Source organism: Paenibacillus doosanensis (assembly GCF_025060755.1).
Taxonomy (GTDB): Bacteria; Bacillota; Bacilli; order Paenibacillales; family NBRC-103111; genus Paenibacillus_S; species Paenibacillus_S doosanensis.
Genome location: NZ_JANYUY010000028.1, coordinates 46,370 through 59,756 on the forward strand (window position 1 = coordinate 46,370; position 13,387 = coordinate 59,756).

Here is a 13,387-nt window from a genome sequence, read left to right on the forward strand (position 1 = left end):
TCGTAAGATGGAAAAAAATAATAAGTTAGTCCCAGTTTGCCGTGAATAGGAAATAGGTTGTAAGGATTTTATAGAGGGGGTTTCATTGTAATGTTGAAGAGCAAGACGGCAAGAAGATGGTGCTCTATCGTTTTGAGCGTATGCATGCTGTTGTCGCTTCTTCTGCCTTGGGATATGCCGAAGGCGGAGGCGGCGGGCGGCGAATGCGGGTCCGGAGATCAGGAGGTTCGCTTCGGATCGACTCAAGTGTTAATCGGGAACTGCTCCCATTCGCCGGAAAATGCGTTAGCCAACTTCATAGGCAAAACCGATGGATATAGCTATAGCGGTATCGGGGGGAATCATGATTTTGTAAACGGAGATCTTTTTGTCCATGAAGGCGATACCATGAATTTTACGATCAATGTCGCGCAAAATCCGCAGCTGAAAGCTCTTGCCCAAGGCGGGGACGCAACGGTTGCTATCGGCTGGAGCTATCTAGAGTGGGTTGAGGAGCATTGCGGTTTTCTTGGTATTCCGAAATGCTGGCAAGGGACGGAAGTGTGGGGTTATGTCGACGGCCAACAGGTAGTCTATGATCTAGCTTATCATGGCGGTGCTGGTTCGAGCAAATCCGGCGATATACATATAACGGAGAACTCTGTTATTAACGTCGTAGTAAAAGGAGTGCGGGATGAGACGGACGCTCCGTCCGGTCCGAGAGGCTTATATATTCGATTTAAAGACGTTAAACGTCCGGTTTTGACGGGATATACATTCAAGGGCAACGGCGCTTTCAGGGAAAATAAAAAGATAGAACCGGCTCAAACGGAGCTGTACGCCAAAAAAAATGAATATTTCAGTCTGGCGTACAATTTCAGCGAGCCGGTAAGGCCGATTACGTTAAGCTCGGCCTATAACGATCCGTTTCTGAGACATCCGCTGTTTGTCAACCCGGCCGGAACCGGACTGCCGGCGGCCGGAGAGCAGCAATATTTGAAGAGCGTAAACTACTCGGCGGCGGATTTTGCCAAAGGTGCGCTCAGTGTACCGTTAAATAAAAGCTTGGAATACAAATATACGGCCAGCAAGTATCATCATAGCGGCAACCTGCCACTCGAACCGAAGCTTGAAAAAGCCAGCGGAGAGAGCGGCTCCGTATTTGACATCGATTCCTCTTTGGAGCAAAAGTTCAGAGGAGCCGTTCTCGCCGACGCGGCAGGCAATATTGTGCTCGATTATTCCAAATTCAACCAATCGGGCGACGATAGCAGCGCAGCAGGCGGCTACTTGCAAGGCAAAAACGTCAACCCTTTCGACTATAATCACCAAGGGCTTCGGGTCATTGTCGATGCGGTGCCTCCCAAATATACGAAGGTCGGCAACGGCATTCAACCGGAAATTTTGACCGGGGTTACTTTGAACAAGAACGACGCTTTCGATTTCACCGTTCAGCTGACGGAGGAAGCCCAGGTTAAAAAAGGTTGGGATGTGAACGATACTTATTTACTGCTCAATAACGGGATGAAAGCGACGTACGTAAAGGGCGACAATTCCGACAAATGGACGTTCCATCTCGCGATTCCCGACGGGGTTACGGTGGAAGCGCCGCTTCTGAAGGCGATTGCCTTGACGAATAAGGCGAACGTCATCGACCCGCTGACGGGCGAGAATAAGGATACGGGCGTGCTGCAGGATTACGCGGGCAATCTGCTGATCCAGCCGGCCAACTATGAAGGAATTTTCACCGACCCGGAAGACGGCGAGGATGCGGCCAACGTCAATTCGAAGATCGACTGGGCGCAGCTGTCGATTGACAATACGCAGCCGGAGATCAGCTACCGCTATGAATCGGGAGGGGCGACCGATCAGGTTTATCAGAAAAACGGCAAAGTGACGATCGACGCCAACGATCCTGCGCTGATCGTACCGTCTCTTGATCCGAAGGGACCGGGAGAAGTGAGGCCGAGCAGGGGCATCTATCGTCCATCGAACATGACGGGCTCCAGCTCTCCGGCCGTAGGATTGGTCTATTATATGTGGAGTCAAAGCGCGACCGATCCGTTTGCAAACAAAGCGGGAGATCATTTTGCGGCGCTCAAGCGGTTCTCTCTGTCAGCTAAGCAGCCAGGCGAGGATCTGTATCCGGGCAGCAACATTCAGCTCAGCGTCGCCAATAACAAAACGAATCTGATCGCGCTGCCAGCGGAAGCGTTAACCGAAGAGAAGAGCGGCGAATGGTATTTGCATACATGGACGTCGGACATGACCTGGGATTCGGCAAGAGAATTGATGCAGTACACCAAGAAGCAATCCTACATACAACAGCATCCCGAAGAATACAACGGCTGGATCGCCGAGGCTCCGGGCTCTGAAGCGGATAAAATCTTTTACGCCGATAATAAGGCGCTGGAGAAGGTAGGCAGCTACGGCGATTTGGCCGTGTGGCCGCTGACTGACTTCGAGAAGGAAGATTCCAACTGGGTTCACAGCGTCGGAACGATCAAGCTGGATAACAAGGCGCCTGCGGTCGCTTACGTTGAAATCGCCGGAGACAATACGCCTGCCGTTCAGGTGAAAGTCAGAATTACGGACGAGCACAGCGGAGTCGCCGGCAGTTCGTACCAGTGGGTGAAGGACGGAAGCCAGCCTCAGGATGCGGCCTGGATGCCGGTGGAATTGGCCGGAGACAGCGCGACGCTGACGACGCAGAACGAGGTTGTGGAAGACGGGGCGTATTGGCTCTACGTCCGAACGGTCGATAATGCGGGCAACGAACGGACGGTTCATAACGATAAGACCGTAACGGTCAATTCTTCCGGGCGGATCAGCGGAAGCTATCTGACGGAAGCAAGCCCAAGCTTTGTGCAAAGCCATGACGTTCAGTTTAAGCTGACGGGACTGGGAAGCATCTCGCCGCTGACGCTGTCGACCGTGACGGCTTCGGCATATGGGAACACGGTCGCCCAAACGACATACGGGACGGTAACGCAATCGGCATACGACGCGAGCTTGCTCTCTCTGGGCGATCCGCTCTATGCGACTTTTGCCGGATATGCGTACAGCTCCAGTCCGGTAAGGCCGGAGGAATCCTCTTTCACGGCATTCTCTTCTTACGCCAACGGCGATAACGGAGACCGGATTTACACTGTGCCCGCCGATCCGGGTAAAAACGGCAGTCAATATGTGCATATTCTTGCGAAAATCAATGAGAGCGGCTTCGAGAAAAAATATTTCTTTGCCAAAGAATATAAATTCGATAACGTGGCTCCGGTCGTCACCTTTAGCAAAAGCGGAGTCGCTTATCCGCAAGATTCGCAAAACGTGACGGTCACGGTACCCGTGAATCCAGACATTGAAGCGCCAATCGAGCTGATAAAGTACCAATGGATCGACGAGCAGCTTCCGGCGCCGGCGGAGAATGCCCCGGGCTGGATCGATTTGCCGGAGGACGGCAAAGCCGTTATTACCAATGAGGCTTTGAAGCCAGGCGAGCAAAAAAATTTCCGGCTGTACGTATGGGCCAAGGACGGGGCGAAGAACGGCGTTATCGCCCAAACGACGGGAGTGTTCGCCGTCTCCAAATCCGAGAACGCCAATACGCCTCCGGCCGATGTGCAATCGGATCTGATTTACTTGTACGGTGACGAGGAGGACGGTTATACCGCGATCGTGCAGCTCGGTCTCGATACCGGCACGGTGGATAAAGGCGGATACGATTTCTCGGTATCTCCGGATAACGGAGCAAGCTGGGTCAAGTGGCGTCCTTATACGAACTTCGTCGCGCTGAAAGTGCCGACGAACAACACGAACGATTTGCATATTCAAGTGAAATACAGAACGTCTGCGGGCGTCGTTGGCCAGCCGAAAAATCTGGATGCGTCGAATATGCCCAAGACGATGCCGGTGTACGCGTTAGCCAGCTTAAGCAGCGACAGACCGGCCAGCCTGGAAACGGGAGTAGATATCGATATCGCAGCTCCGCTCGGCATTAAAGTCGTGCCTGCCGCAGCCAATCCTTCGACTCCGGTTCGCAGCGGCAACACGTTCCATGTCAATGCCAACGGGCTGTACACCTTCGAGCTGACGGACAACGCCGATGCAAGCAGGAAATCGACGCTGTATGCCGTGGTCAAAAATATCGATACTACGCCGCCGACCGGTTCGGTTGAATATTTGAATACCGGCAAGACGAACGGGAATGTGACCGTGCAGCTGACGGATTTGTCCGAGCAGGTCAGAATAACGAATCCTCCCGGACGCTCGACCTACACGTTTACGGAGAACGGAAGCTTCGAATTCGAGTTTGTGGACGAAGCGGGCAATACGGGGAAGGCGAAGGCTGCCGTCGATTATATCGACAAAGAGGCGCCGAAGGTGAAAATTGAGCGTTCTTACGCTTACGGCGACAACGGCAGCAAGACGTTCGGAACGATAACCGACGATAACGGCAATGTGCTGTTTTCCAACGGAGTCACATTAACGGTAGTGAAGCAAAATCCGAAAGATAAAGACTTTATTGTACCTGGCGGAAAAAATACGGCGATGCTGCTGCAGAACGGTACGGCTTCCTTCACGGTATCGGATGTGTACGGCAATACGACGGTCGTGAAGGAAACGGTCGACAACATTATCTCCGCACCGCCGGAAGCGGACTCGATCAAGTATACGTTTGTAGACGATGCGGGCAACGCTCTGCCGGAGGATCGGATTGTAACGGTTAACGGCGTGCCGTATGCGAAAGGCAAGATGAAGGTGACGCTGTCCGGTAACGTTACGGCGCCGAATATGGTATTTGCGGGCACGGCTCCCGCCAAAGACGCCGACGGCAAATATACGAACCGGATCAGCGGCGACGACGGCTCGTTCACCTATTCAAGAACGTTCTCGGCGGACGGTTCCACGCTCGTCGCTCTGACCGACCTGCTCGGCAATACGAAAAAGGTGCCCGTGACCATTCAAGGTCTGGATAACACGGCGCCGAGTATCGAATTGAAGATGTCTTCGGTCGGTGTGACGCAGAACAAGCCGGATTTCAACTTCCTAACCGACTTGGGAGGATACGCCGTCAGCGACAATGTATCTTCGGCGGATCAAATTCGCGTCGCAATCAGCGGGCTCGATCTGGGCAAGCTCGGTCGGCAGCGCGTCACATACACCGCAACGGATCAGGTCGGCAATACGGCGGTAGCGTATCAGGACGTAACCGTAGTGTCCGGCGACGGCATGCTCATCTTTGCCGACGGAGTGCTTCTGTCCGGTTCCAGCGTGGAAAGCGCATTGTTCGATACTAATACGCTCACCTTCAGCATTGAGAAATTTAACGTGATGAATGTGGACGGGCAAAAACAAGTCAACGAATGGGGCACTTACGATTTGTTCTATCAGCCGGGATTGTATCGCGAAGGGCAAATGAAATACATTGCAAGTCAAGTTTCGTACGGCGATTTGGTGAAAGGGCAGTATAAAGTCACCTTCCCGGAAGCGGGCTGGTATACGATTATCGTCCGCAATCAGGAGCGGGAACGCGAGTATGCGACCTTCTTTATAGGCAAGAAGCAATAGTCGGACGGATGACAAGCTATCGGGGGATAAAGGCTTCCTTTTAAGGACGCCTTTACCTTTGTTCAAAGAAAAGAGGGTATTTACGGTTTTAGAATAGGAGGCAGTTGCATTGAAGCTTCTCAAAAAGACGCTGATACTATTGTTCGCGCTTATATTCGTTTTGGGCTCCAACGTCCAGGTTGCATCCGTTCTTGCAGCGGAGCTCAGCGCTCCCAAGGTAACGGTGCTGCAGAACGATTTCATTAAAATTACGGTCGATAACGCCACCGGACGATACGGCATAAGAACGGTGGAAGGGCAGCCGATCCGCAAAAAAGACGATAACGTCAATATGCTGTTCCAAGGCGACGACCCGGAAACCTCTTTTACGACATTTCGGATCGACGGGACCGATTATATTTTCGGCAACCCGTACAAGTTCGGGGCCGCTTTCTTCTCGGAGATTACGCCGCCGAGAATTGTTGAGAATTCGAACGGCACGAAGCAAATAGAAACGGTATGGACGATCAAAGGCGTTGCGATCAAGCAAATTATTATGCTGTATTCCGATAAATCGGACAAGAAAAACGTGGGCAATGTCAACATCCGCTATGAAGTGCTGAACAACAGCGGAGCCCAGGTGCAGCTCGGCTCTCGTATGCTGCTCGACACGATGGTCGGAGGAAACGACGGTCCGCAGTTCCAGATCGGCACGGCGTATCAGGTTCCTCTTACCGTGGAGAGAAAGCTTGTTCACGACCCGGAGAATGACCCGGGTATTTCCGAGGAGGACAGACCGCTCTATAAATTGCCTCCGTATTGGATTATGCGGGACAAGCTCGATCTGACGAATCCGCAAGCGACCAATGTAATGGCTTACGGCTTCAATAACTTCGCGGAGAAGAACATCAACATCGTCGATGAAATGATCGTAGGGCATTGGAACGGTCTGGCGAATACGAAATGGGATTATACGCCGAATCCGAACCTTGACTTTACGAGAGATACGAATGACTATGGCACGGCCGACTCCGCGGTAGCTTTCTACTGGCAGCCGAAACCGCTGGCCAACCAAGCGGTGCAGACGTTCGAGACGGTGTACGGTTTGGGCGAAATTATCGAGCCGGACAAAGTGTTTTCCATCCGCTATCTCGATCCGCCTCAGCAGCTCGCTACCTTAAGCGATAACAGCGACTATGTCGGCGAAGGCATATTCGATCTGAACGCCGAAGTGGAGAATCTGGCTGTATTTAATATGGAGCAGTCCAATATCGAGGTTGAGCTGACGCTGGACAGCGGGCTGAACTTCGTCAAGCTGGACGAGCAGGGCAATATTGTGCGCGACGCGAACGGCAAAGCGCTGACCGAGGCCTACCGCAGCAAGAAGCTCATGTTCCGGAAATCGGCGACGCCGGAAGAGGCGGAGAAGGGCATTATACCGAAGTATAAGCCGGGCGATACGGTTACCGCCTCGTTCAAGGTGCAGGCGAAGGGCAAGCCGTGGCCTACGACCAAGCAATATATGATGACGGTTCGCAGTCCGGAAACCCAGGTGAAGCTGGAAGGGGAGACGGACGAAGGGATAAAAGCCCAATACGAGTCGAGCAAATCGAACTTTGTGCTGCTGCCCGCCATCGGCAACGCCGTGCCGACGTATGCTTACGGGTTGACGCCGAAGGAAGCGTACAGCACGGACGTCAAATACATTACGGTCAATATGACGAATATCGACGCGTACAATACGGGCAACGAGACGACCGACCCTAACTTCGATCTGTATCTAAAAGATAAGGCGACAGGAAAACGCTATAAGGTGCCGGTCAAAAGCTCGGTTATATTGCAGCCGACTGACGACGGTTTCTCCGGCGACATGCGTATTACGTACCGGGGCGGCGATTTGGTCGACGGCAGCGGCAAGGTGATTGAGGCCGGTCTGGGGCCGGAGCTGCCGCTCGGGGAGTACCAGGTTGAAATCGACTACAAGGGCGATACCGGCGGCGATGCGGACATTGCGGCGATGTACGATTTGACGACGAGTCAAACGTTTGCCGTGACGGATAACGATGCCAACCGGGTCAGGGAAGCGAAAATTATGGCCGTCTATAAGCAAATGGTCGATTTAAGCCATGTGACCCCTTCGCTGAGCGGGAAGCTGCTGGACGATATCAACAGCGCGTTTCCAGGTGAGCCTTTCAAGAAAGGAACCGATTTATACAGCGCCGTAACGGTGTTCAAAAATGCCAAATATTATTTCGGCGCGGCGAGCAAAGCGATCGATCCCGAGTTCGATCTTTCCGGATATTTGGATGACGAGTCGCTGAAGGAAGTGCCCGCATACAACTACGCTCTGTTCGCATCGCAAGATGAGATGGACGAATTTTTCGAAGACGAGGAGAAGGAGAAGCTCGTCGACATCCGCGGGATGATCAAAACAGCGGGAACCGGAGCGGACCAGCAGGTGATCGTGGATACGAAGACCGAGCCGGCCATCATTAACGGCGCCGTTGCTTACAAAGGCAAGGATATGGTGTTCTCCCGGGGCAAGCTGGACATCTTCGGCGCCAAGCAGCAGGTAAACGGCTTCGACAGCGTGCCGTTCTTCGATACGCTCTTCGTCAAAGGCGATGGAACGCTCAGCGTCGCAAGCAGCGGCTTTGTGTTCCACAAAGGGGAATGGACGCTCGATTTCTACAACGGTTTCGATAAAACGCTGGGAGAAGGCTATACGATTCCGCAAGCGGAATTTCCGAAGGAAGAAGGAAACGAAGAGGACGATAGCCTAAACGGTACGCTGCGCTGGGCGACGGGAGCGCTGGGAGACAGACTCAACCCGCTGCGCCAGCTGATGATCCAGCTCGTTTATTTCAACAAGCACAGCTTGTTTGCCGTACCGAACTTTACGTTCTCCGGCTTCGGCATCTCGTTTAACGACTTTATACTAAGACTGGGCGGCGTTTCCTTCGGCGGAACCATTTCGCTCAAGGTGCTGAACGCCGAAGTCCGCAACGTTGTTTTTAACGATAAAGGCTTTGTCGGCATCGATGCGGGGCTCAAGTTCGACCTGAATGAAAGCTTGGGCTTGATCGAGCCGGATAAAAAAGAATCGAAGGACGCCAAGAAGGAACCCGAAGGGCCGAAGAAGCCGAGCGGTGAAATCAACATCGTTCATTACGTGCAGAAGGTTGACGGCGTATCCAACACATACGGCTTGAAATTCGACGCCCAATTAAAAAGCATGACCGAAATCGGTGCGGAAATTTCGTTCAAGCAGGTCGATGACGGACGGATTTTGCCGGATGTCATTGCATTCAGCGCCTCGCTGGACAGTCCGGGCGTGCTGATTACCGGAGCGACTTACCTGACCGGGGTCCGGGGAGCGGTGCGCGAGCTGGCCGATACGATTGCCGGCGGCACCAAAGACGATCCGTTCCCGCTGGTCATCGAGGCCGGTGTCAGCTTGAGGTTCGGCGTGGCTCCCGCGTACTTTTTCGGGGATATCGACCTGACCTTGAAGCGGACGGGCATTAAGCTGGAAGGGAAAATGAATTATTCGCCCAAGGCGGCGCCCAAGGAAGACGATTTAATCAAAATGCTGACCCAGGCTTTGATCGAAGCCCAGTGGGTAACGCCTTGGTTCGTGCGCATGCAGGCGGAGGTAGATATTGCCGGCTGGAATGTCATTGTAGGTAAAGCCGGGGTGTTCGTCGGGCAAAACCTGGAGAAGCACCGGACCGACTTCGAAGGATACATCGGCGCCAAGGTGCAAATTCCGGAGGAAGTGCCTGTCGTCGGGGGAATGCCGCTGTCCAGCATGTTCTTCGGACTGAACAACGACAAAGTGTGGGGAAGCGTAGGCATTCTGTTTATTTCGCTCGGAATCACTTATTATTGGGGCGGCGGCGTCGAATTCGGCACCTCCAGCGAGCAGCTGCCGGACGGCTTTACCCATTTGCTGATCAACGATCCGAAGCGCGGTCCCCGTCTGCTCGTCATCGGGCAAGGCGTGAAGACGGTGGCGACATCGTGGGTCGAGGCGGAGAAAGAGACGCATGAGATCGTATACCGCGACGTAGCCGAAGGTGTGCAGCTGCTGGACAACGGATCGATGGACATCGGCATAGGCGGCATTACCGTGAAAAACGGCGGACGCGTGCATGAAATTCCGATGGACGGCGTTACCGGCAATGCGATCATTGAAGTGGAATATACCGATCAGAATACACCGAGCTTGACACTGAAAGATGCGGCGGGACAGCCTTATCCGATCATTTATGACGATAAGAATACGAATCCGGACGCGACGGCGTTCACGCAAATTATCCCGGCTGCCCAAGCGAGCGACAAGGTCGATCACCGCAAGGCGTATATCGTGCTTCCGCAGGATCGGGTGCAAAAGGGCGGAACATGGACGCTGACTTCCGAATCGGCGGTGCAGACGAAGCTACTGAACGTTCCGACTTTGCCGCAGCTCAAAGACGTCAGCTTGACGAAAGACAGCGGCAACGCCAACCGGTTTACGGCCAACTGGTCGGTGGAAAATGCGAAGCCGGAAGATACGGTCAATCTGTACTTGACCAAAGAGCCTGTCAGCACGACTACGACCCAAGGCGAGAACGGGCAGGAGACGCTCGATCCGGGCGATCCCGGCATTCTGATTGCGCGGGATGTGAAGGTAAGCGAGGGAGGCGGACTCTCCGGCACAACGACCAGCGGTCATAAGGCGATCGATGTGACCCAGGTAGATATGCTGGACGGAACCGAAGATATTCGCGGATTAATGCAGCAGGGCAATTATTATTTGCGCGCCGAGCTGAAGTCCGAATCGACCTTCGGCACCAAAACATCGGCGGAGCAGTTCGAAATCATCGATCCATTGGCGCCTCAGCCGGTCAGCGACGTATCGATAGAGCCGGCGGGCAACGGATACTTCGCGTTATCGTTCAAGCCTGCGGCGAAGAAGGATGCATTGAAAGACGCTGAACACAGCTATGTAATCAATGCGATGCAGGAGCAAAACGGCAAGCTGCTGCCTTACGACAACTTCGGAGAGCTGATGTTCACCGAGCAGGAGCTTGCAAGCCACTGGAATGCCGAAACCGGCAAATACGAGGGCATTTTGCTCGGGGGCTGGACGGCTACGACAACCTCCGATGCAGTGGATCAAAAGAGTCTGAACGGCGGAAGTGTAGACCCGAGCCAGGTGAAATATGTCGGGCTGCAGGTCGGACAAGAATACAAGATTGGCGTTTCCGCTGTTGTCAAGCCGTCCAAGGAACTGGATAAGAACGAAAACTTCCATTATGCGGATAGAACCGACAGCGTAAGCAAGCTGCTTCCGGTACCTGCCAAGCCGGATTTGGAGAAGAGCCGGGAGCTGCTGTCGAAGCGTCAGCCGAAAATCGACGTGCTGACCAATAATGTCGCACAGCAAAGCGTCGAGCTGTATTCCGATCAGCAGGATGTATCGGTGGAAGCCTTCTATAACGGTCAATCGCTCGGCAAGACGACGCTGCAGAATGAAGGCAGCGGCAGCCACGGCGTGCTGCAGCTCGCTCCGCAGACGACGGACGGCACATATGCGATCGAGCTTGTGGCGACCAATACGAAAACGAAGGACAGCAAGGTCAAGATGCTGTATCTGACCGTCGATACGATCGCTCCGATATTATATTTGGACGAGCCGGTGACGGGCGCAAGAACGAGCGGCGGTAAAATCCGCGTCTCGGGAAGAAGCTCTAACGACGCGGGACTCAAGGTCATCGTGAACGGTAAAGAGACGGCGCTCAAAGTGGGTGAAGACGGGCGGTTCTCCGGGGAAGTCGCGGTGGACTCGAACGATCCGAACGCAGAGCTGACCGTACAAGCCCGCGACGGAGCGGGGAATGAAAATAAGGCCGTCGTCGATATTACGAATGACAAGTACGATGTGCCTGCAGGACTTGTTATTAAACAGGTTCCGACGATGAAGCCGGGCGACAGCCTGAAGCTGGAGGCGCGTCTGCGCATCTCCGACGGCAAAGACGCCAAGGGCAAGCCGAAATTCAAGGAAGTGGAAGTGCCTCAGAATAAGATCAGCTACTCGATCTTGTCGGGCGATGCGGTTGAGCTCGGCAGCGACGGCACGATAACGGCGCAAGCTACCGGAGCCAGTCTGGTTCAGGCCAGCTATCAGGTATCCGATGGCGTCACGCTGGAAGCGATGGCGGCTGCCGCCGTTCAAGTTCCGGCAGAGACGGAGCTCGGCAATCTGCAAGCCAGCACTTCGGCTATAAAAAGCAATAGCAGCCTGACAAAGGTGACCGTGGCCAACCCGGGCGAAATGCTCGGCTATCAGCTGGTGTATAAAGTGTTCACCCCGACTCTGACCCCTGTGGTTGTTCCGGTGCTCGGCCAAGATATTAGCGGCTGGAGCTTCCTGCCGGAGGGCGGCGTGGTCAGCGCTAAATCCGGCGACATCGTCGTCGTGGCGAAAAGAACCTCGAAGGATAAGCTGGCCGTTGCCGCATCGGGCAGGCTGACTGCCAACGTATGGAGCTCTTCTTCTAGCAGCGGCGGAGGCGGTGGAGGAGGCGGCGGTGGCGGCGTCATCCCGGCCGATACGGCGCAAATTACCGTCGGTCAGCGTACGATCAGCGCCGAGAAGAACGACAATGTGCTTGAAGCCGTTATTGCGGCGGGCGATGTGGATTTGGACGGCAGCGGAGATATTGTAATCCGGACGGAGGACTCCACGGTCCGAGGGTACACATTCCGTTTGGACCGGAGCATTGCCGAAGCTGCGGTTGCCAAGCAGAAAAACATCGTGATTGACACGCCTTTGGCGAAGCTGACTTTGACGCCTAAGCAGCTGGCGGGATTGAAGGACAACCTGGAAGTGAGCTTGTTCCCGAATGAGAGCTACGAGCTTCCGGCGCTCAAGGACATAGCGGATAGTTTGGATTCCGCATTGCTTGCGGACGGTCAGGGCGTTTCCATCAAGACGAACCTTCCGGCGTCCGCTTGGGATTCCTATGCGGCTGTACGCGTGCCGCTGCCGCAAACGGCTGACCCGGCGAGCCTTACGGCCGTGGTGCTGAAAAGCCCCGAAGACGCATGGACGCCGCTGCCGTGGAAACCGGAATACTCCGAAGACGGAGCCTATGTTCTGGTTCAACTGACCGGAAACGGCAATCTGGTATTCGTACGAAACGCGAAATCGTTCAGCGATGTCGATGACGGCTACTGGGGCAAGGATAGCATCAGCCAGGCGGCAGCCAAGCTGTTCGTGCTCGGCAAGGGTGAAGATACGTTCGATCCGGAAAGCTATATTACCCGGGCCGAATATCCGACCATCCTACTGAGAGTCGCCGGCTTGATGAATAAGAACGGCCAGGCCTCCTTTGCAGATGTCGGCGCAGAAGACTGGTTTAACCGCAGCGTGTCGGTAGCGGCGCAAATGGGCATTGTGAACGGGCTGGCGGACGGCACTTACGCTCCTCAGGCTACAATGTCGAGAATCGAAGCGATGACGATGGCGGGACGGCTGCTTCAAGCGCTCGGCCGCGCGGGCGACATTTCCGAGGAAGAGGCGGATCAGGCGCTGGCAGGTTTTGCCGATGCGGACGAAGTCCCAGACTGGGCGAAAATCCCGGCGGCGCTCTGCATCAAGAACGGCATCATCGAAGGAGACGGCAATCATGTGAATCCGCTCGATGAGCTGACGAGAGCGCAGGCGGCGGCTATTGCGATAAGACTTAGCTCGTGGATTGTAAACAATTAATATAAGGAGGGCTACCGGCACAAGTCTTTATGACGTTTGCCGGTAGCTCTACTATAGCGGTTTTTTTACCAAATGAAGGCGGTGTAATGATGGCGGTAAAGCAAA

The 13,387-nt window shown here is 54.3% G+C and carries 2 protein-coding genes; both read left to right on the plus strand.

What is annotated here, in order from left to right:
- The first annotated feature begins 90 nt into the window (after window positions 1-90).
- A complete protein-coding gene (locus N0M98_RS19820; protein WP_259618924.1) occupies window positions 91-5,544 on the plus strand; it encodes an autotransporter adhesin family protein in 5,454 nt (1,817 codons plus the stop codon).
- A 109-nt stretch (window positions 5,545-5,653) separates the two neighbouring features.
- On the plus strand, window positions 5,654-13,282 hold the full coding sequence (locus tag N0M98_RS19825; RefSeq protein WP_259618925.1) for an S-layer homology domain-containing protein: 7,629 nt from the start codon (window positions 5,654-5,656) through the stop codon (window positions 13,280-13,282).
- Window positions 13,283-13,387 lie beyond the last annotated feature (105 nt).

Bases quoted from the DNA above. Each gene is read 5' to 3' on its own strand.
- N0M98_RS19820 (WP_259618924.1), top strand. From the start codon at position 91: ATGTTGAAGAGCAAGACGGCAAGAAGATGGTGCTCTATCGTTTTGAGC.